Source organism: Massilia sp. Se16.2.3 (assembly GCF_014171595.1).
Lineage (GTDB): Bacteria > Pseudomonadota > Gammaproteobacteria > Burkholderiales > Burkholderiaceae_D > Telluria.
This window is the reverse complement of record NZ_CP050451.1, coordinates 5,283,877-5,304,937: the sequence shown is the minus strand read 5'-3', so window position 1 is coordinate 5,304,937 and position 21,061 is coordinate 5,283,877. Positions and strand designations below refer to the sequence as shown.

The window sequence follows — 21,061 nt, the reverse complement described above, 5'->3', positions numbered from 1 at the left end:
GGTCGTGTTCGTGGCCATGCAGCTGGGCCGTCTGCAAATCGATGACGATACGCATCAATCAGTCCTTCGGTTTCGATGCCGCGCGCAGGGCGCGGTAGATTGACAGGCTGCGCGGCGACATCTGCAGCGCCAGCGGGTCGATGTCGGCCGGGGCGGCGCTGGCGGCGGCCGCCGGTGCATACATCAGTTGCATCAAGCGGGTATGCAGGCGCGGGAAATGCGTGACCAGGCGGCGCGCGACGCGTTTCAGCGCCGGGCGCCGCAGCACGCCCCGGACGACGCGGCGCACCGGGGCGTAGGCGGGCTGGCGCAGGCGGCTCGTCCTGGCGGCATCGAGCAGCCGGCGCCGGCCACTGCCGAGCATGCGCACGAGGCGCACCTTGATGCCGCCACGCCGCAGCAGCAGCTCGCCGAGTTGGTGGCGCAGCGCCGCCGCTTCCGACTCGGCATGGGTCAGGCGGCCTTCGATCCAGGCCACGTGCTGGGCCAGCCTGGCGCTTTCGTCGACCGCATGCTGGTGCGAGGCTTCCAGCTCGAGGACCCGTGTGCGCAGGCGCTTGACGACGGGTTCGTCGGTTGCCCGCGCGAGCCGCTGTACGTTCTCCTCGAGACCGTCGAGCCGCAGGTCTGCCTGCTCCTGGCTCCGCTCGCATTCGAGCAACCGCTCGCCAAAGCCGGCTTGTGCCGCGGTCAGCAGCGCCTGCTCCTCGCCCAGCCCCACCGTGCTCGCATGCACATGCGCGATCTGGGCGTCGACCGTGGCCAGTTGCTGCTGTACCGCCAGGCCGGTGGCAGTCTGCTGCTCGCGTACGCCAATAAGCTCGCCGCGCAGGGCATCCTGCCCTTGCTGGTAGCGCTGGGCCAGGTCGTGCAGGTCGAGACCATGGGTGGCGGCGAACGCGTTGTCGATGGAGGCCAGGTGCGCGGGCGCGCCCGCTTTCTGGGCCACCACGCTGTAGTCGGGACTGACGCCGGCCAGGACATCGAACAGCCCGACGCCGGCCGCGTCGCGCAGGTGCTCCGCCTCCTGCAGGCGCAGGATCGTGTGGCGCCCGAAGCCGCCGAATTCGACCGCGAATCCCAGCAGCTTCGGCGTCAGTGGCCGCAGGTGGGAGGGATCGTCGTAGAACGACGAGGTGCCGACCACCAGGTTCTCGGGGTTCGGCGTCTCCATGATCAGGAGACCGCCGGGCTGCAGCACCCGCAAGGCTTCGGCGATGAGGGCCTGGACCTGTTCGAACGGGATGTGCTCGACCAGGTGGAAGGCCGACACCACCGCCAGGCTGCCGTCGGGACGGGCGCGCAGCGCCTCCAGCGCATCGCCGTTGACGACCCGCAGGCCGCGTTCGCGGCAGGCGGCCAGCATGCCCTCGTCGAGGTCGACGCCTTCGGCTGCGAAGCCGGCCTGGGTCAGCAGTTCCAGCCACTCGCCGCGGCCGCAGCCGAGGTCGAGCGCGGCTGCGCCCTCGTGCACCAGGGGGCGCACGAAGGGCAGGTACACAGCCAGGCGCGCGCTGATGACGTCGCGGCTGCCGCGGTAGCGGTCCTCGAATGCACGATAGAACCCGCCGCTCATCGCGCGATCTCGAGGTCGGGTTCGAGCCAGGTATTGCCCACGAATGGCTTACGGTTCATGTTCGTCACGATAAAGAGGTAGGCGAGGTCGCGCCATTCATAATTGTCTGCAAGGTGCGTCTCGGTGCTGGTCAGCGCCGTGGTGATCGAATAGCTGCCGTCGCCCAGGTTGAGGGGGAAGCGGAAACGGAACTCGACTTCTTCGCCGGGCCGCAGGTCGGTCAGCGCCTGTTCGAGGTGGTGGGTGTTGGTGCCGTAGATGGGCTGGCCGAGACGGTCCTTGATCATGTAGCCCAGCACCAGGCGCGGCAGCGCGGCATGCACGCGCGCGCGGATGCGCAGGGTAACGGCTTCGCCGACATTGACCATCTCGAGCGGAGCGCCGGCGGCGTTTTCGAGCGTGATCGAGGTGACCGTCGCTTCGCCGCTGCCCGATGTCGTCTGCACGCGGCCTTCACCGGTCACGACCTGCTTGACGCTGGAATTTTCGCGCTCGGCGATGAGCGCATTGTAGTAATCCATCACCTCCTCGGGCGCACCCTGCTTGACCAGGCTGCCGCCGTCGAGCAGCAGGGCGCGGTCGCAGATGGCCTGCATCGCGACCCGGTCGTGGCTGACGATGAGCAAGGTGGTGCCGAGTTCACGAAAGCCCCGGATGCGCTCGAAGCTGCGGTGCTGGAAATAGGTGTCGCCCACCGACAGCGCCTCGTCGATGATCAGGATGTCGGGGCGGCGCGCCGTGGCCACGCTGAAGGCCAGGCGCACCTGCATGCCCGAGGAGTAGACCCGTACCGGCTGGTCGATGTAGTCGCCGATGCCGGCGAATTCCTCGATCTCCGGCATCAGCTCGTCCATGTCCAGGGCCGTCAGGCCGATCAGCTGGCCGGCCATGTAGGCGTTCTGGCGTCCGGTGAATTCGGGGTGGAAGCCCATGCCCAGTTCGAGCAGGGCGGCCACGCGGCCGTGCATGGTGACGCCGCCGGTGGTCGGCTGGGTGGTGCCGGTAATGAGTTTGAGCAGGGTGCTCTTGCCGGCGCCGTTGATCCCGATGATGCCCACCGCTTCGCCCGGGGCCAGCTGGAAGCTGATGTCGCGCAGCACCCATTTGAGCGTGTGCCGGGGGCCGCGGAAGGGCAGCAGCCATTCCCGCAGGCGCGCCGAGCGCGTGTGGTACTGCTTGTACGCCTTGCCCAGGTGCGAGACGATAACACTGCCCATCACGCTGCCCCTCATAGTTCGTCCACCATTTCGCCGGCGCGCTTGCGGAACAGCAGCAGGCCGAACACGCACAGCAGCAGCGACAGCAGCGCCACCGGCCACAGGCTGGCCCAGTCGGGCAGGGCGCCGTGCACCAGCACGGTCTGGTAGGCCATGACGAGGGTCGCCATCGGGTTCCACACCAGCCAGGCGCGCACTTCCGGCGGCAGCGCCGTCACCGGGTAGACGATCGGGGTGAACCAGAACCAGAACTGCAGCAGGATGGCGAAGAACTGGCCGACGTCGCGGAAGAAGACGTTCAGTACGCCGACGATGATGCCGAGCGAAATGGCGAACACGATCTGGATCAGCAGCACCGGCAGCAGCGCCAGGAACACCCAGCCCGGGAAGGAGCCGGACAGCACCAGGAACAGCGTGAACAGGCCGAACACGATGCCGAAATTGACGAGGGCATTGAGCACGACGATGATCGGCAGGCACAGGCGCGGGAACTGCAGTTTTTTCAGCAGGTTCGCGTTCTCGAGGAAGACGGTCTGGCTGCGCCCGGTAATCTCGGCAAACAGGGCCCAGGTGAGGGTGCCGGCGCACAGGTAGATGCTGTAGGCATAGGGCGAAATCGAACCGGCCAGGCGGTTGCCCATGACTTGCGAGAACACCAGCGTATAAACCAGGATCATCGCCAGCGGATTGAGCACGGTCCAGACGGCGCCCAGCATGGAATTGCGGTACTTGGCCTGGAATTCGCGCTTCACGCTGCCGCTGATGAAGCCACGGTAGCGCCAGACGCTGCTGAGCAGGGAAGGGGAGATCATGCTGGCGCGCCCCTGTATGCGCGCGGGAGCGCGGCACCGACCGAAGACAGGATCATAAAGAGCAGAAAGAATCACATACCGCCGCGTCTGCGTTGCCGGCAATGCTGCTCAAATGCCCTGGCGTGCTGGCTGCGGCAGAATCCGAAAGCCTGAAAATTTAAACAACAATTATAACACGACAATATCGGCATTCCCGCGCCACGCAGGGGCGTGTGCGCGGGCCGGGTGGCCGGTGTTCCAGGCTACGGTCAGGCTGCCGCGCCCGCTGCGCCTGTTGCGTCTGCTGCGCCTGTGGCGCAGTGCGGGCAGGACACCCCATAGACGTACTCGGGGGCGAGCTGCTGGCGCGGCGTGACGACGGCCCGGCAGGCGAAACACTGCACCGTCTCGGTCGGCTCGAGTTTCGGATTGAGCGCGGTGCGGTAGTCGAACACGAAGCAGTCGCCGGTATAGTGGTCGCCGCCGACTTCCTCGAAATACTTCAGGATGCCGCCCTCTAACTGATAGACGTTGTCGTAGCCGATGTTCTGCATGTGGATCGCCGCCTTTTCGCAGCGGATGCCGCCGGTGCAGAAGGTCACCACCGTCTTGCCATCGAAATCTTCCTTGTGCGCGGCGATCACTTCCGGGAACTCGGTGAACTTCTTGATGCGATAGTCGACTGTATTCGTGAAGGTGCCGACATCGACTTCGAAGTCGTTACGGGTGTCGACCATCACGACCGGCTTGCCGGCGTCGTCGTGGCCCTGGTCGAGCCAGCGCTTGAGGGTCTTTGCTTCGACCGCCGGCGCACGGCCGAGTTCCGGCTTGATCAGCGGCATGCGCATCGTGATGATTTCCTTCTTGATCTTCACCAGCATGCGTTTGTGCGACTGCTCGGTCGACAGGCTTTCCTTGACTTCCAGGTCGGCCAGGCGTTCATCGCTGCGCACCCAGGCCAGATACGCGTCGATCTGCTCGCGCGGGCCGGACACGAACATGTTGATGCCCTCGGGCGTCAGCAACACGGTGCCTTTCAGGCCCAGATCCGTGCACTGCGCCTGGTACTGGGCGCGCAGGTCTTCCAGGTTGTCGAGGGTGATGAATTTGTAGGCGGCGATATTGACGTGGGTGGTAGCGGAGGACATGGCGGCAGGGTGCAAAAGTCAGGCCGACATTATAGAGCAGGCCGTGCCGTCGCATCCATCCCGCCATCCTTTTCCGCCGCCATTGCCGCTGCCGGCGCCATGCGTTGCGGACCTTGTTGCAGCTTTGCAACTGCGGCCAGCCGGGTCAGCCGGCCATACCCCGGCGCGGTCGGGCAGGGTAAAATGACAGGATGACTTCCCCGACTTTCACCCACCTGCGCGTCCACTCCGAATACTCCATCGTGGACGGCCTGGTGCGCATCGACGACCTGGTCGGCGCCGCCGCCAAGGACCAGCAACCGGCCCTGGCCGTCACCGACCTGGCCAACATGTTCTGCATGGTGCGGTTCTACAAGGCGGCGCGCGGCAAGGGGATCAAACCCATCGTCGGGGTCGATGCCTGGATCACCAACGACGACAACCGCGAGAAGCCCTTCCGCCTGCTCATCCTCGCAAAAAACCGCACCGGTTATCTGCAGCTGTGCGACCTGCTGTCGAAAGCCTGGCTCACCAACCAGTACAAGGGCCGCGCCGAGATCCGCGTCGAATGGCTGGAGGCGTTGGCCACCACCGTCTCGACGCTGGAGCCGGAAGTCAATCAGGCGAATGCCCTGATCGTGCTCTCGGGCGCCTGCTTCGGCGACGTCGGCCAGGCCCTCGAGCAGGGCGATGTTGTGCGCGCCGAAAAGGCGGCCGAACGCTGGGCGCGCATCTTCCCCGGCCACTTCTATATCGAGATCCAGCGCGCCGGCGGCGCCAACCAGGAAGCGGCCGTGCGCCATTCGGTGGCGCTGGCCGGGCGCATGGGGCTGCCCGTGGTGGCGACCCACCCGGTGCAGTTCATCCGCAAGGACGAATTCATCGCCCACGAAGCGCGTACCTGTATCGCCGAGGGCGAGATGCTGGCCAATGCCAAGCGCGTGCGCCGCTTCAACGAAGAGATGTGCTTCAAATCGCAGGCGGAAATGGCGGAATTGTTCCACGACCTGCCGGGCGCGCTCGCCAATTCGGTCGAAATCGCCAAGCGCTGCAATGTCGTCCTCACGCTCGGCAAACCGCAGCTGCCGGACTTCCCGACGCCGGCCGGCATGACCATCGACGATTTCCTCGTCGCCGAGACCAAGAAGGGCCTGGAGGAGCGCCTCGAGCAGCTGTTCCCGGACCCGGCCAAGCGCGAGGCCGAGCGCCCGCGCTACGAAGCGCGCCTGGAGTTCGAGAACCAGACCATCATCAAGATGAAGTTCCCGGGCTACTTCCTGATCGTTGCCGAGTTTATCCAGTGGGGCAAGAACAATGGCGTGCCGATCGGCCCGGGCCGCGGCTCGGGTGCGGGCTCGCTCGTCGCCTACGCGCTGAAAATCACCGACCTCGATCCATTGAAGTACAACCTGCTCTTCGAGCGCTTCCTGAACCCGGAACGCGTCTCGATGCCCGACTTCGACATCGACTTTTGCCAGGAAAAGCGCGAACTGGTCATCCAGCACGTGAAGGACCTGTATGGCCGCGACGCGGTCTCGCAGATCGCCACCTTCGGTACCATGGCGGCCAAGGGCGCGATCCGCGACGTCGGCCGCGTGCTCGACTTCGGCTACAACTTCTGCGACGGCATCTCGAAACTGATTCCGTTCAAGCCGGGCAAGCAGGTCTCGATTGCGGAAGCGATCGAAGAAGAGCCGATGCTCAAGGAACGGCAGGAAAACGAGGAAGAGGTCAGGCAGCTGCTCGAGCTGGCGCAGCAGGTCGAAGGCATCACCCGCAACATCGGCATGCACGCCGGCGGCGTGCTGATCGCGCCGGGCAAATTGACAGACTTCTGCCCGCTGTACACCCAGGGCGGCGATACCGGCGTCGTCTCGCAATACGACAAGGACGACGTGGAAGCCGTGGGCCTGGTGAAGTTCGACTTTCTGGGCTTGACCACGCTGACGATCCTGGACCGCGCGGTGAACTACATCCGGGCGCTCGATCCGGCCGACGCCGAATTCAACCTGGAATCCTTGCCGCTGAACGACCGGCCTTCGTACAAACTGCTGTCGGATGCGAAGACCGTCGCCATCTTCCAGCTGGAGTCGCGCGGCATGCAGGGCATGCTGAAGGACGCGCGTCCCGACCGCTTCGAGGACATCATCGCGCTGGTCGCCTTGTACCGTCCGGGCCCGATGGACCTGATTCCCGACTTCTGCAAGCGCAAGCACGGCGAGAAGTTCGACTATCCCGATCCGCGCACCGAGTCCATCCTGTCCGAGACCTACGGCATCATGGTCTACCAGGAGCAGGTCATGCAGATGGCGCAGATCGTCGGCGGCTATTCGCTGGGCGGCGCCGACATGCTGCGCCGCGCGATGGGTAAAAAGAAGGCCGAGGAGATGGCCGAGCACCGCGAGATCTTCCGCGCCGGTGCCGCCAAGGATGGGCTGTCGACCGAAAAAGCGGACGAGATCTTCGACTTGATGGAGAAGTTCGCGGGCTACGGTTTCAATAAATCGCACGCCGCCGCCTACGCGCTGCTGTCCTATCACACGGCTTACCTGAAGGTGCACCACACCGCCGCGTTCATGGCAGCCAACATGTCGCTGGCGATGGAAGACACGGACAAGATCAAGATCCTGGTCGAGGACGCGATCGATGTCTGCAAGCTCACCTTGCTGCCGCCGGACGTGAACGAATCGCAGTTCCGCTTCACGCCCGAGGGCGAGGCACCGTCCGTCACCGGCAAGCGCGTCACCAACATCCGTTACGGCCTCGGTGGCGTGAAGGGTGCGGGGCAGGGCGCGATCGAGGCGATCATCGCGGCTCGGACTGCCGGCGGCAAGTTCACCAGCCTGTTCGACTTCTGCAAGCGCGTCGACCGCAAGCAGATCAACCGCCGCACCATCGAGTCCCTGATCCGCGCCGGTGCCATGGATTGCTTCGGCGTCGACCGCGCGATCCTGCTGGCCTCCGTCGCCTTCGCGGTCGAAGTGGCCGACCAGGCCGCGGCCTCGGCCAACCAGGTCAGCCTGTTCGGCGGCGACGACAGCGACATGGTCGCGCCACCGGAATACGTCAAGGCGACTCCGTGGACCGACCGCCAGAAGCTGTCGGAAGAGAAGATCGCGCTCGGCTACTACCTGTCGGGCCACATGTTCGACTCGTTTGCCCAGGAAGTGCGGCGCTTTGCCAAGACGAAATTGAAAGACCTGGAACCCTCGCGCGAGCCGCGCATGCTGTGCGGCGTGATCAGCGGGGTGCGCACCCAGATGACCCAGCGCGGGAAAATCCTGATCGTGGCGCTGGACGACAAGACCGGCGTGGTCGAAGTCACCGTCTACAACGAGGTGTTCGAGGCCAACAAGAACATGTTCAAGGAGGACGAGTTCCTGCTGGTGGTCGGTAAAGTGTCCGAAGACCGCTTCAACGGCGGCCTGCGCATCACGGCCGAAAAAGTGTTCGACCTGGCTGCCGCGCGCATCCACTACGGCCACAAGCTGGAAATGGACATCGCCTGCACGGTGAGCCCGGCGAAGATGGCCGAGGTGCTCAGCCCCTACCGCAACCCGGACGGCCTGCCGGTCAGCCTGCGCGTGAAGCCGCAAGGCGTCGAGTGCATCATGCAGCTGGGCGACGAGTGGCGCGTGGCGCCGTCGGATGCGCTCAAGCTGGCGCTCGAGCTCAACCTGGGGGCGAAGGACGTGGCCGTCGAGTATTGAGATCCCGGCGGAGGCCGCGCTCGCGAGTGCGGCCTCCGCAGGCGGCTGCAACGGCTGCTGTCATGCAGGCGAGGCACGAATGGCGATACCGAAGCCGCCGGCAGGCTCTCCCCCGTTGAACTGCAAGACCTCAAAAGCGGAAAACGCGCCGGGCTGAAGCTCATGGCCCGGCTCGACCGAGAGCACCAGCTCGCGCGCTTCGCCCGGCCGCAGGTAAAAGCGGTGGCGCAAGCCGTTTTCTCCGGCCGGCCGGGCGCCGTCAGGCAAGCCCTCCAGCCGAAACAGCGCATTCGTCTGCACCGGCTCGGTGTGTTCGCGGTCGGCGAACGCCATGCTTTTCCGGAAGTCGACAGGCTGGATGAGGAGTTCGCACACCGTTTCCTCCGCCAGCGGATTGGTCGCCAGGAAAGGCAGCAGTTGCATTGCCGACGCCGCAACGGCCACCAGGTTGTGCTGGGCCCAATGCCGGTCCCGGACGGGGTCGGCAATCTCCACGGCTTTTCCGGCAATCTGGGTCGTCGGCGGCATGTCCAGCGCATGCCACACCTTGGCCAGCAGGCAGATGTGGGATGGCGCGCTGGCCGGGATGGTAGCGGTCATCGGCGCCGTCGTGTTGCGGGCGCCATGCGAAGGCAGGGGCACCGTGGCGAAGCCGATGAACCTGGACGGATCGGGCACGGTTGTCCCGGAGAGGGGCGGCGACCACCAGAGGGCGACCATGGCAATCGACGCGCTGTTGCCGCCTTGCCAGTTGGCGACGGTCACCCTGGCACTCAAAGGGGCACCGGGACGGTAAGGCGTATCGACCTGGATCCCCGGGCACAGGTAGTAGGGAATCCCGCCGGGCACCGGGCGGTCGATCCCGGTATCGTCACCAAAACCGGAGGGCGGCGGATAGCAGGGAACGAACAGGACCGGCCGGTCGTTGAAGTCGTTGTTGGGCATGGCGGTCTCCTCAGGTCTCGGGATAGGGCAGGGGGCGCACGCTCACCGGATCGCTGGCGATCGAACCGTCGACCGCCCAGCAGGGATGCCGGACGCCCCGGTCCGCATCGAGGTCGAGGTTGTCGGCATCGAAGTCGCCGCGCGCGATCTGCAGCCACGACTGGAGGGCGCTGTCGCATGCAGTCGGTCGGCAGCACCCGTTCGGCCCGACCGGTCCGATAAAGGCGTCCGGCCGCGCGTCGGCCAGGTACGGGCCCCAGCCGGAGGCGGGGTGTTCGGTCACGGCCGGCGGATAACGGTAGAAGTTTGCCGGAGGATCCGGGTCGGGGCGCAGCGGCAGCGCCGCGGGCGTCGGCGGGATGGCGAGGAACTGGGCATATGCCGGGTTCTCGAGCAGGCCGTCCGGATAGATCAGGCCATGGATCGCCAGCACCGCGCGTGCCTTGGACAGGCCTTCCCACAGGTGGTTCTGCAGGTCGAACAGGTAGCCCACCATGCGCGTCATCTGGTCGACCGTGGCCAGCTTGCCGAACTCTTCGGCCGTCAAGCGCTGGCCCTGGCTGGCGGCCCATTCCATCTGCTCCTGGCTGGGACGGTTCGCATCGCTGAAGTTATCCCAGATTTCGTCCCACACGAGGCAGCGGTCACCCTCGCTCCAGACGACGATGCAGGGAATGAAGCCGCCGCCCAGGAAGGTGATCGCGGCGATCACCCCCATCCAGAAACTGCCGCAGCGTTCGCCCGTCGTCGGCGCCTTGTCCGACTCGGTCGGCGTCGTGTGCGGGGTGCCGGAGTGATTGGTCGGATGCAGCGGCGGCGGCTGCCCGGGACCATCCGCGTAATTCGAGGCCGCGACCGAAAACAGTGGCGGCGCCGGGTTCGCCGGGTCGCCGTACAGCTTGGCCGGGGAAGGCCGGCAGCGGCAGGGCGGGCGCGGGCGGCATGGCGAAGCTGTCGAGCAGTTCCGGTGGCGCACCAGGCGCGTGTAGCCTAGCTGCAGGTCGGGCGGCGCGGGCGTACGGGCCGGGTCATAGGTTTCGAGCAGGGCCGTGCCCAGCAGCGATTCGAGCGATGGCGGCAGGACCGGTGCACCGGCGCCGGAGCCGAAGCGGATCAGCTTGGCGATGGCCGCAGGGCCGGGCAGGCCGGGGTCAAGGGCTGCGAACCAGCTGCCGACGGCATTGCGGGCAATGCGGTCGCGGAAGCGGTGCATGCGGCGCGGACCGCCGACGACCTGGCCCGGTAGGCCGAGCCGCAAGCATTGGCGCCGTAGCCGGAGAGCAGCCCAAAGGCGAAGGCGCGGTCGGCGGCATTGCCCGCGGCACGGTAGCTCATGCGTACCATGGCATCGGTGCGCCGCGCCAGGAAGATGTCGCCCCATCCCCGGGACGGGATGTCGCGGTCGGCCTGGCGCGGGTGTTCCGGAATGTGCGCGAGGCGCATCACGTCGGCCCTGAGCGCTTCGATTGCCTCGCCCGCCTGCTGGACAATGGGCGCCTGCTGGCGAAACTGCGCGACGCCGTCATTGAATTTGTCGGCAGCGCCCGGCGCGGCCGGGTCGAGCAGGGCCGATTCGATGTCGGCGCGGCTTGCGCCGACGACCGCGTACAGGTCCAGGCCCTGCCGCCACAAGTCGGCGGCACGCGTCAGCAGGGACAGCTCGCTGCCGTCCGACGCGGCATGCGCCAGCAGGTGGTCCGCCAGCGCGCCCAGCACGGCACTGGCGCGTTCCCCTTTCAGTTGGTCGAGCTGTTCGTCCCGCTTCGCAGCGAGGCCGGGATCGCTCAGCGGTAAGGTGCCCAGCGTCTTTTCGCATGCCGCCAGGGCCGTCAAATGTGCACGATAGTCGATCATGGCGCCTCCGATCGAATGTGGTTTGACACGTTCTTGTCAGGGAAGTCGGGAGCGGCGCGTGCCGCGCCGCGGTTGACCGTGCAAAGCGCGCCTTGCACGTGTGGCAGAAAAATCGCCGAGGATGGATTGCCTGTTTTATCGTTGGAGTATAGGCGCCCGGGGTTTGGCGGCTTTCACGATCATCAAGGTTTGAGAAAGATCAAAGACTCTAGCCGTGGTTCCTTGCACCCGGGATTTTGCTGCCGCAGGCAATGAGCCGGCGAGCATCAAGGCGGGGAAACACGGCGCACAGGCGCCCGGGGCGCCGGCGTCTGCTGGCGCGTTTCACTATTGCAGGGTCTTGAAATGCGCGGATTGTCCCGCTTGCACTCTCAGCGCGGGTAGGTAAACCCGGTGCGGATATCCATCGGCAGCAGGCGCCCGCCTTCGCGCACGTACAGGCGCTGGGGCGGCTCGTCGCCGGCAAGGGCACGCGCGAACATGGCGAGTCCTTCGCCCTTGCGCAGCAGTTCGTCGCAGCGTTCGTAGACGTTCTGGCAGCCTGTCGCCTTGATCAGCGCCTGCACCACGGCCACCTTCCACAGCTCGACTCCGGCCGCATTGAACTGGCAAACCAGGTAGCCGGCGGCGCCGCCATAGCTGTGCACCAGCAGGCCCGATAAACCGTCCTTGTCGCCGTCGACCAGCTGCACCAGCGCCTGCGGATCGGCGATGTGCCGGGCGGTGGCACGGCGGTCGAACGCGGCCTGCACGCGGCGCTTGATCAGCGCATGGTCGACCGGCTCGTCCTCGCGCAGGGTCCAGACGCGGGCGGCGATCTGCGACCTGGCGTTGTAGGCGGCACGTGCCAGGAACTGGCGCGACGAGGACTGCACGATCGCCGTGGCGCCGGGCTTGTTGCGCTCCTGCGGCTTGCCGTCGACTTTCTCGATGGCGGAGAGATAGATCCGGGGGTCGCCGGCCAGCAGGCCTTTTTCCTTACCCTGTTTGATGGTGATGATGAGCATGCGCGGCTTTCGTTTTCAGGAGCGGGATGATACAGCAAGCGCGGGGCCGCCGAGGCCGATCCGCGCCGCCGGACCCGTGTCAGGTCCGTCACGCCGTGCTCGCGCAATCCGCGTGCGGCCTGCGTTTCCTTCGTCTTCATCCGCTCGAGCACGATGTGCTGGTTGCTCGAGGCCTGGTCGCGCTTGGCTTCGCGGTGCCAGAGGTGGAAGATCTCGGTGGAGAAGGCGCCATCCTTGCGCATCACGCCGGCGTGGAACAGGCGCGCCACCGCGTCGGAGTCTTCGTAGCCCCAGCCGCGGAAGCTCTCATCGAAGCCGTTCACGCGTTCCAGGTCGCTGCGCCAGAAGGCCATGTTGCAGCCCTTGATGCGGCGGAAGCTGAAGCGGTGGCGGCGGCGGCCGATGTCCGGCAGCTTGAGCAGCAGCTGCGCCGCCTTGCCCAGGCCCCCTTGCAGGCGGTAGCGCAGTTTGTCGGCCAGCGTGAGCGACTGCAGGTCGATGCCTTCGGCCAGCACGCGCGCGCTGAATGCCTGGCTCAGCAGGATGCGGCTGCCGGTGACCATGTAGCCCGGCTCGGCCAGCTTGCGGTGCGCGGCAATGAAGTCGCGCTGGGGCACGCAGTCGCCATCGAGGGTGATGATGTAGTCGCCGGTGGCGGCCAGGATGCCGTTGTTGCGCGATTCGGCCAGGCGGAAACCGTCGTCGGGCTGCCACACATGGCGCAGCGGCACCGGCGAGCGTGCGGCCAGTTCCGCCACCGGGGCGCGGGTCGGCTCGCCCGAGCCGTCGTCGGCGATGATGATCTCGAAATTGCGGTCGGTCTGGCGGAAGCAGGCCTCGACGCAGGCGCGCAGCGCCTCGGGCCAGTTGTAGGTCGCAATGATGAGCGAGATGCGGGTATCGTTGTTCATGGTGGGGCGCAGGCTGGAAGGCCGGACGTGATGCTCTATCGAAACGTCTATTCTGAAGCCTCACGCTGCCGAACGCAATGCGCATACAGGGCGCCAGCGAGCAGCAGGAACCAGTATGCCTCGGTCGGGTCCCACAGCAAACTGTTGAACAGTGACGTCACGCCGTAGATGGCCAGCAGCAGCGCCAGCACGTCGCCGTGCGGGTTCCTGCGCGCAAGCGCGGCCCGGGCCAGCGCGACGAACAAGGCGACATACAGCGCCAGGCCGGCAATGCCGAGCTGCACGGTCAGCAGCAGGGGTTCGCTGTGCGGCTGGTTGCGCACACCGCTGACATCCGGATGCCGTGCCAGATGCGCAAGGCTTCGGGCTGGTAGAGCGTGGCGAAGGAGCCGGTGCCATGGCCGAACAGCGGCCGCTCGGCCACGGCCAGCGCGCCGACGCGCATGTAGCTCATGCGCACGCCGTTGGGCGAGGCTTCCACCCGCTGCGTCACTTCCCTCACCAGCTCGTTCGTGCGGGTCTGGAAATTCGGCGACAGCAGGTAGACGCCGACGAACAGCGACGACATCGCCGCCGTCACCAGCGCACTGCCCAGCAGCGTCACCCGTCCGCGCAGCAGGTAGACGGCGAACATCCCGACGAACAGCCCGACATAGCCGGTGCGCCCGTTGCCGATCAGGATGGGCAGGGGTGAAATAGAGGCCCGGGCGATGGCGGCGAGGCGCAGGCGGCGCTCGATGGGGTAGGTCGCGGCCAGGAAGCTGGCGCAGGCCGCGAACGACAGCAGGATGCCGATCGTGATGTGGTTGCGGAAGACAAACGGGTCGCTGGCGTCGCCCACGCGCCACCAGCCCAGGCTCGAGGTCGGCATCGCGTGCAGGGCCGTCAGGTAGACCGAGGTGGCCAGCACCGCGCAGCCGGCCAGCGACCAGCGCAGCGCGCGCGTGGACAGGCGCGGCGCGCGCCAGCACAGGCACAGTGCGATCGGCAGCACCAGCAGCTTGGTGTACTTGCGGACGGCGTTGAACAGGTCGTCCTGCGGCGCGATTGTCCAGGTGCAGCCCAGCAGGATCATGCCCAGCAGGGCGAGCGCCAGCAGCGCCGGCGGCGAACGCAGGGGACTGGCAAGCGCTGGCGTGGCGACGATCGCCAGGATGAACACGATCAGGGAGAGGCCGATGAACAGGTTCATCAGCGCGGTCGAAAACGGCACGGTGAACACTGCCAGCAGCAGCAACGCGCGTGCCAGCCCTTCGATTCGCCCTGCGGGGGGACCGTCGGTTGTCGCGGGAGCGCTGAAGGGGGCGAACCAGGCCTGCATGTGTCTTCCTTTTCTCGAAGCTGCCGGAGCGCTGTGGCAGCGAGCCCGGCAAAACTGTCGCATTGTACCTTAGGCAATACCGGGCCCTTTGGCCGATCCGTGCGCCGCGTGGCCGTCCGCACCCGGACTGGAGTATGCGAAAATGGCGAGTTGATCCTCCCTGGGGCCTGCCGCCCATCATGGCGCGCCGCGGCGCCACCGCACCGGAACAAAGCAAATTGGAAAACAGTGTCATCGTCAAGCGCCTGTGGGCGTTCATCAAACCGTACAGCAGCCGCGCCTACATGGCCCTGCTGGCCATGGCGCTCACGGCCGCTACCCAGCCGCTGCTCGGCAAGGCCCTGCAGCTCCTGCTCGACAAGGGCTTCAAGAACAAGGTCGAATTCTCGCTCTGGTGGATTCCGGCGATCCTGGTCTCGATCTTCATCCTGCGCGGCATCGGTACCTTTTCCACCGCCTACCTGAACAACTGGGTCATCAGCCGCGTCCTGAACGACTTGCGCGCCCAGCTGTTCGACCGCCTGCTGCGCCTGCCGGTGGCGCGCTTTCATGAAGAATCGACGGGCAAGATCATCAACACCGTGATCGGCGACGTGCGCCAGGTCGTGGACATGATCAATTCCGTGTTCATCGCCTGCGTGCGCGACGTGCTGGTGGTGCTCGGCCTGCTCGGCACCCTGCTGTACCTGAACTGGAAGCTGACGCTGGTGGCCATCGTCGTGATGCCGCTCACCGCCGTCATCGTGCGCACCACCACCGGGCGCCTGCGCCACCTGCACCGCGAGAACCAGCGCGTCACCGCCGAGATGACCCAGGTCGTGGAGGAAGCCGCGCGCGGGCACCAGGTGATCCGCGTGTTCTCCGGCGAGCGCTACGAGCGCCAGCGCTTCGACACCCGCAGCCGCGCGCTGCTCGGCTTTTCCCAGCGCAGCACGGTGGCCTTTGCCGCCACCGCGCCGGTAACCCAGATCGCGACCTCCATCACGCTGTCGCTGGTCATCGTGCTGGCGATCCGGGCCAACATGACGGTCGGCGAATTCACCCAGTTCGTGACGATGATGCTGATGCTGCTCACGCCGCTCAAATCCCTGGCGGAGGTGAATGGCCCGATGCAGCGCGGGATCGCCGCCGCCGAGACCGTGTTCGAGATGATCGATTCGCCGATCGAGCAGGATACCGGCACCCGCACGATCGGCAAGGCCGTCGGCCACCTCCAGTTCGAGAACGTCTCGTTCCGCTATCCCGGCGCGGCCGGCCTGGCGCTGCAGGACGTCAGCCTCGACATCGAACCGGGCAAGACGGTGGCGCTGGTGGGCATCTCGGGCGGCGGCAAGTCGACCTTCGTCAACCTGGCGACCCGCTTCTACGATCCGGAAGGCGGGCGCGTCCTGCTCGACGGGATTCCCTACCGCGACCTGACCCTGGCCAGCCTGCGCGCCCAGCTGGCGATGGTGAGCCAGAACGTGGTGCTGTTCGACGACACGCTGGCCGCGAACATCGCCTATGGCGTGGAGCGCATCGACTACGAGCGCCTGGCTGCCGCGGTCAAGGCGGCGCACCTGACGGACGTCGTCGCGCGCCTGCCGGACGGGGTCGAGTCGATGATCGGCGAGAACGGCATGCGCCTGTCGGGCGGCCAGCGCCAGCGCGTGGCGATCGATCGCGCGCGCGATCTACAAGGACGCGCCGATCCTGATCCTCGACGAAGCGACGTCGGCACTCGACAACGAATCCGAGCGGGCCGTGCAGGCAGCGCTGGACGGCCTGATGGCCGGGCGCACCACGATCGTGATCGCGCACCGCCTGTCGACCATCGAGCGCGCCGACCGCATCGTGGTGATGGAGCAGGGCCGCATCGTCGAGCAGGGCACGCACGATGAGCTGCTGGCCCGGGGCGGCATGTACGCCAACCTGTATCGCCTGCAGTTCACGGCGCAGGAGTGAGCATGGCGCGCACCCCGGTCATCTCTCCGAACTGGATCGGCGACGCCGTGATGGCGCAGCCGCTGCTGCAGCGCCTGAAGGCGATGCATCCCGAACGCGCGATCGACGTGCTGGCGCCGCCTTCGGTGGCGCCGGTGTGGCGCGCCGCGCCCGAAGTCGATACCGTGCTCGAGACGCCGTTCCGCCACAAGGCCCTGCAGCTGCGCGAGCGCTGGAAGTACGCCCAGGTGCTGCGCGCGCGCGGCTATCTTGACGCCTACGTGCTGCCGAATACCCTGAAGTACGCGCTCATCCCCTGGCTGGCCGGCATTCCACGCCGGGTCGGCTACAAGGGAGAGATGCGCTACGGCCTGGTGAACGTCATGCACCATGACGACACGCCGCCGCGGCCGATGGTGCCCTTCTATGCGGCGCTGGCCGGCGACCCCAGGCAGCCTTTGCATCCGGCACCGCGTCCGCGCCTGGCAGTGCCCGGCGAGCGCATCGACGCCGTCTGCGCGCGGCTTGGCGTCGCGCCGGGACGCACGCTGGTGGTGTTCGCGCCGGGTGCGGAGTTCGGCCCGGCCAAGCGCTGGCCGCCGCGGCATTTCGCCGCGCTGGCGCAGGCGATCGTCGCGCAGGATGGCAGCGCCCGGTGGCGCTGCTTGGTTCGCCCAAGGACCGCGAGAGCTGCGAGGAAGTGGTGGCGCTGGCCGGCGCCGCCGCGCCGCACATGCTGAACCTGGCCGGGCAGACGAAGCTGGACGAGGCGATCGCCCTGATCGCGCGGGCGCATGCGGTGGTGGCCAACGATTCGGGGCTGCTGCACATCGCGTCAGGCCTGAACCGGCCGGTGGTGGCGCTGTATGGGCCCACCGATCCGGAGCATGCGCCGCCATTTTCCGACATCGCCCGCTCGATTTCGCTGCGCATCGCGTGTTCTCCCTGCCGCCAGCGCGAATGCCCGCTGGGGCATCACAACTGCATGGAGCAGATGGAAGCGCCGCTGGTGTGGCGGGAGCTGGGACCGATCCTGGCGCGCTAGCGTCGGGGTGTGCACGGACACGAAAGAACGCGTGGAGTCAGGACTCCACCCTACGCACAGCGCCATATCGTAGGGTGGAGTCCCGATTCCACGCGGTAGAGCGGTCGATCATCCGCACAACAGCGCGTAGCCCACTCCCAAAACAACAACCGGCCGCTGCCAACGCGTCCTGCGTCGGGCACCGGCCGGCCCACCTTGCGGACGCGCGGTCCGCAGGTCTCTTGCGCGGCAGCGGTCAGCTGCTGGCGTACTGCGGTGCTTCTCCCGGCAGCTGGCCGTCGTCGGCGGCGTGTTCCTCGACTGCCTTGAGGTAGCGGGCCAGCGGGTCTTCGACCGATGGCATCAGGATGCCGCGTTCGCTGGTCAGCGCCGAGTGGCTCGGACGTACCGCGACATAACCCGATTCCACCGCCGGCCGTTCCTGCAGGCCGCTGGCGTCGACGCCGGCCAGTTCGCAGGCCTTGCGCGCCAGCTCGGCCCAGGTCATGGCGCCGTTGTTGGCCAGGTGCCAGATGCCGCGCTCGCGGTCGATCAACAGGTCGAGGCTGACGTTGACCAGGTCGGGCACGTAGGTCGGCGACACCACCAGGTCGTTCGTCGCCGTGAACGGACGGCCGCTGCGCAGCGCTTCCAGGGCCTGGGTGACGAAGTTGTGCTTGTCCCATGGCCCGAAGAAGGAACTGGTGCGGATCACCAGCGCCTGCGGGTCGGCCTCGAGCACGCGGCGTTCGGCTTCGGCCTTGCTGCGGCCGTACACGCCCAGCGGCGCGACCGGATCGGATTCGACATAGGCTTCTCCCTTGCTGCCATCAAAAACCAGGTCGCTCGAGAAGGTCATGAAGCGGATCGCGTGGCGGATGCAGGCCAGGGCCAGGATGTTGGGGCCATGGGTGTTCCCGTCCATGCAGGCTTCGGCATCGGCTTCGGCTTCGTCCACGCGCACATAGCCGCCGGCATTGATGATGGCCCAGGGCTTGAAGCGCTGGATCGCCGCTTCGACCGAGTCCGGATTCGTAATATCCATCTCCTGGCGCGTCAGCACGTGGCAGGCCAGGTTGCGCTTCCTGCAGATGCGCGCGAAAGCCGAGCCGAGGGTGCCGGTGGCGCCGGTGATCAGGATCGGCTGTACATGGTTCGATTTGAACTGGCTGCGGGTGGCGAAGTCGGCCACCGCGGTGCGGGTGGCGACCGGCTTGGCCATGAAGCGGTCCGGACGGCGCCACCAGCCTTCTCCCTGCAGTACCGGGTTCGACAGCGGCCGGCCGGACGACAGTTCGCGCATCAGGTTGGCGACCGCGGTCGGACGCGGTTCGGGGCCGCGCACGTCGAACGGACCGGGCTCGTAGTAGCCGCGGCATTCGGTCACCAGGCAGTTCCAGTCGTAGGAGCCGAGCAGGGCCCAGACTGTCACGGCGCGCACGTCGGCGCCTTTCTCGCGCACCTTTTTGGCGGCGTTCCAGATTTCGAGCAGCCAGCGCATCTGGTCTTCGCGGTTGGCGTCGATGTGGGCTTCGGTGACGGCGATCGGCAGGCCGTAGCGGTCCCAGGTTTCCTGCAGCAGCGGGCCGATGCCCGGCGTCGGCGTGGCCAGCACGCGCGGCGTTTCGATGTCGGCGAATTTGCGGCCGTCGTACCGGCCCCAGCGGTCCTCGGGATAGCGCTCGCGCCGGTGGTCGAGCCAGCGCTCGCTGGTGGCGTAGTAGTTGACGCCGATGACGTCCGGCGGGCAGGGGTTGTCGCGGAACCAGAGCAGCTCCTCGGCGGTGGCGCCCGACTTGATCAGGTAGTCCCACATCTTGTGCTCGGGATCGATCATCCCGCACAGCAGGTCCCAGCCCAGCCAGCGGCGTTCGTTGAAGAAGTCGACCAGGTCCTGCATCTCGGGCGTGCCATAGGTCTTCGACAGGTCGTCCGTCTGCACCAGCTTCGCTTCCGGATTGACTTCGCGGATCGCGCGCATCGCCAGCACGGTGGCGCGGCATTCGCCGATCAGGGCGCGGATGAAGGTTTCGTGCGATTCGCCGTGCGGATACCAGACGCCGTACAAGCCGGAGAAGCGCGCCGTGGTCAGGGGTTCGTTGACCGGGGTGTAGTACTCGGCCCAGGGGTAGCGACGGGCTACCGCGCCGGCGTACTCGGCGAGCTTTTCGGGGAAGTCGGCGTCGACCAGACTGGTATGACGCGGTCCGCTGCCATGGTGCAGCAGGCCGACGATCGGGGTGACGCCCAGGCGCTGCAGCGCGGGCAGGCGCTCGTCCGACCAGGACCAGTCGGCATCTTCGATACGGTCGGGAGCGACGCGTTCCCACAGGACGGGGTAGCGGATGGCCTTGATGCCAAGGGAAGCGAAACGTTCGATGTCCTGCAGGCGGTCGGCGTGGCCGTTGCGGTCCATCTGGCTGAAGTAATTGTCACGTACACGGTTGACGGTGCATTCGAGTCCGCCCCAAAGCGCCAGCTCTGGTGCGCGCTCGGTTGCGGTAGGTGGCTGGATTTGCTTGTCGATGTTCATGAGGAATACCTGCTTTATTGAAGACAGGCTCCAGCCTAACGGCCCCACGGACTCGGTTATGTGAAACGGCGAACATATAACAAAGTTTTCGGACTAGTCCTACTTTTTGGCTTCATATCCATTTCCTCTGCTAAATATGAGCCATCTTCGTCGAAATCGTGCGCCGCACCGCACGCTAGCGATGCAACAATGTGACATTGTTGCCTTTGCGGCAACGCTGCAAAGGCGGGAGGAATGCCCATGTATATGGTCTATTGGACAGTCGTCGATGAAGCGGGGAGCCACCCGCAGGCGCAGGACTTCGACACGAGCGATATGGTGCAGGCGATGGGGTTCATGGAGGACTTGCGGCGGCGCCAGCGCGGGGGCGAAGGCGTGCGCTTCATTACCATGTGCTCGGAGCATCCGGACCTGGTCGGGCATCCGGGTGTCGATGTCACCGGGCCGGAATACAACTGGAAGAAGCGCCGGCGCTGAGCGGGCCGGCTGCGCGGCAAGCACCGGAGCGGGCTGCGGACCGGCACTGGCGCCCGCTCATTCGCGGACCTCACTTCTCCTGCGAAATCCGCTTCGGGAACAGGTAAGAGGTGATCGCGATGAAGCCGGCCCCGGTCTGGATCACGGTCGCCCCGATCAGGGCCATCATGACTTCCGAGGTCACCAGCCGGTCCGCCGGAACGATGGACTTCGCCGCAAGCATTTTCTCATCCAGCTTGAGCCCATCGAGGACGAAATCGATGACCTGCCAGTTGAGCCAGATAAAGATGCCGCTGACGACGGCAACCATGAATGCGCGCAGGACGATATCCCACAGGATGCTCGCACGCCTGGCGCCTTCGATACCACCGACCGACACGTCATCGAGGACGACGGTGTTGGGCGCGTTCATCTCAGGATAACCTTGGTTTCGTTGGGCTTGTCGCTGCTGTTTTGCTGGAGAATCGTCACGCTGCCGTCGGCATTCTCATGCCGGGTTGCCACGTTGAGCAGGGCCACCGCCTTGCGCAGCACTTCCGCCTTGGACGAGGCGCCCAAGTGCAGTTTCAGCTGTTCCAGCGTTTCATCGAGCTTCGCGTCGATGTTGTAAGACGTTGCCATGTTCCCTCCTGTGTACCGATACGC

General features: G+C 66.4%; 15 protein-coding genes and 3 pseudogenes. 4 read left to right on the top strand and 14 right to left on the bottom strand.

Annotated features, from left to right (window positions below; all coding sequences use genetic code 11):
- Positions 1-58 precede the first annotated feature (58 nt).
- From G4G31_RS24330 to G4G31_RS24315, 4 genes are all read right to left on the bottom strand, one after another.
- Positions 59-1,576, bottom strand: a complete 1,518-nt coding sequence (locus G4G31_RS24330; RefSeq protein WP_182989747.1) for a bifunctional 2-polyprenyl-6-hydroxyphenol methylase/3-demethylubiquinol 3-O-methyltransferase UbiG — start codon at positions 1,574-1,576, stop codon at positions 59-61.
- The gene (locus tag G4G31_RS24325; RefSeq protein WP_182991912.1) at positions 1,573-2,793 is read right to left on the bottom strand and encodes an ABC transporter ATP-binding protein; all 1,221 of its coding nucleotides are present in this window, start codon (positions 2,791-2,793) and stop codon (positions 1,573-1,575) included. Before G4G31_RS24325 ends, G4G31_RS24330 begins: the two co-directional genes overlap by 4 nt.
- A gap of 11 nt (positions 2,794-2,804) precedes the next feature.
- Positions 2,805-3,605 (bottom strand): ABC transporter permease, encoded by an 801-nt coding sequence (locus G4G31_RS24320; protein ID WP_182989746.1) that lies wholly within the window; start codon positions 3,603-3,605, stop codon positions 2,805-2,807.
- Between the two features lie 248 nt (positions 3,606-3,853).
- Positions 3,854-4,732 (bottom strand): sulfurtransferase, encoded by an 879-nt coding sequence (locus G4G31_RS24315; protein WP_182989745.1) that lies wholly within the window; start codon positions 4,730-4,732, stop codon positions 3,854-3,856.
- Between the two features lie 191 nt (positions 4,733-4,923).
- On the opposite strand from G4G31_RS24315, the gene dnaE reads away from it, so the two are divergent.
- Positions 4,924-8,421 carry a DNA polymerase III subunit alpha gene (gene dnaE / locus G4G31_RS24310; RefSeq protein ID WP_182989744.1) on the top strand — a complete coding sequence of 1,166 codons (3,498 nt, stop codon included), beginning with the start codon at positions 4,924-4,926 and terminating at the stop codon, positions 8,419-8,421.
- A 60-nt stretch (positions 8,422-8,481) separates the two neighbouring features.
- Here the strand turns inward: dnaE and G4G31_RS24305 are convergent, their stop codons facing one another.
- The 7 genes and pseudogenes from G4G31_RS24305 to G4G31_RS24275 all read right to left on the bottom strand — a co-directional run bounded on the left by G4G31_RS24305 (position 8,482) and on the right by G4G31_RS24275 (position 14,459).
- Entirely contained in the window at positions 8,482-9,366 is an 885-nt protein-coding gene (locus G4G31_RS24305; RefSeq protein WP_182989743.1) for a hypothetical protein, read from the bottom strand.
- A 10-nt stretch (positions 9,367-9,376) separates the two neighbouring features.
- Complete coding sequence (locus tag G4G31_RS24300) at positions 9,377-10,579, bottom strand: hypothetical protein (protein WP_182989742.1); 1,203 nt, start codon at positions 10,577-10,579, stop codon at positions 9,377-9,379.
- A complete protein-coding gene (locus tag G4G31_RS24295) occupies positions 10,480-11,220 on the bottom strand; it encodes a hypothetical protein (protein ID WP_182989741.1) in 741 nt (246 codons plus the stop codon). The genes G4G31_RS24300 and G4G31_RS24295 overlap by 100 nt, the downstream gene beginning before the upstream one ends.
- Positions 11,221-11,591: 371 nt before the next feature.
- Entirely contained in the window at positions 11,592-12,227 is a 636-nt protein-coding gene (locus G4G31_RS24290; RefSeq protein WP_182989740.1) for an SAM-dependent methyltransferase, read from the bottom strand.
- 299 nt (positions 12,228-12,526) lie between these two features.
- Positions 12,527-13,138 (bottom strand): annotated as a pseudogene (locus G4G31_RS24285) (glycosyltransferase family 2 protein); the annotation flags it as partial.
- Between the two features lie 47 nt (positions 13,139-13,185).
- Positions 13,186-13,422, bottom strand: a complete 237-nt coding sequence (locus G4G31_RS24280; protein WP_182989739.1) for a hypothetical protein — start codon at positions 13,420-13,422, stop codon at positions 13,186-13,188.
- 2 nt (positions 13,423-13,424) lie between these two features.
- Positions 13,425-14,459, bottom strand: a complete 1,035-nt coding sequence (locus tag G4G31_RS24275; RefSeq protein ID WP_182989738.1) for an O-antigen ligase — start codon at positions 14,457-14,459, stop codon at positions 13,425-13,427.
- 284 nt (positions 14,460-14,743) lie between these two features.
- Here G4G31_RS24275 and msbA point away from each other — a divergent pair.
- A pseudogene (gene msbA / locus G4G31_RS24270) lies at positions 14,744-16,403 on the top strand (lipid A export permease/ATP-binding protein MsbA).
- Between the two features lie 2 nt (positions 16,404-16,405).
- Positions 16,406-17,427 (top strand): annotated as a pseudogene (waaF, locus tag G4G31_RS24265) (lipopolysaccharide heptosyltransferase II).
- A 235-nt stretch (positions 17,428-17,662) separates the two neighbouring features.
- On the opposite strand, the gene G4G31_RS24260 reads toward waaF, so the two are convergent.
- Positions 17,663-19,939, bottom strand: a complete 2,277-nt coding sequence (locus G4G31_RS24260) for a family 1 glycosylhydrolase (RefSeq protein ID WP_229425227.1) — start codon at positions 19,937-19,939, stop codon at positions 17,663-17,665.
- A gap of 240 nt (positions 19,940-20,179) precedes the next feature.
- Between G4G31_RS24260 and G4G31_RS24255 the strand changes: the two genes are divergently transcribed.
- Entirely contained in the window at positions 20,180-20,416 is a 237-nt protein-coding gene (locus tag G4G31_RS24255; RefSeq protein ID WP_182989737.1) for a hypothetical protein, read from the top strand.
- 70 nt (positions 20,417-20,486) lie between these two features.
- Here the strand turns inward: G4G31_RS24255 and G4G31_RS24250 are convergent, their stop codons facing one another.
- Entirely contained in the window at positions 20,487-20,828 is a 342-nt protein-coding gene (locus G4G31_RS24250) for a hypothetical protein (RefSeq protein ID WP_182989736.1), read from the bottom strand.
- Positions 20,825-21,037, bottom strand: a complete 213-nt coding sequence (locus G4G31_RS24245) for a hypothetical protein (protein ID WP_182989735.1) — start codon at positions 21,035-21,037, stop codon at positions 20,825-20,827. The genes G4G31_RS24250 and G4G31_RS24245 overlap by 4 nt, the downstream gene beginning before the upstream one ends.
- Positions 21,038-21,061 lie beyond the last annotated feature (24 nt).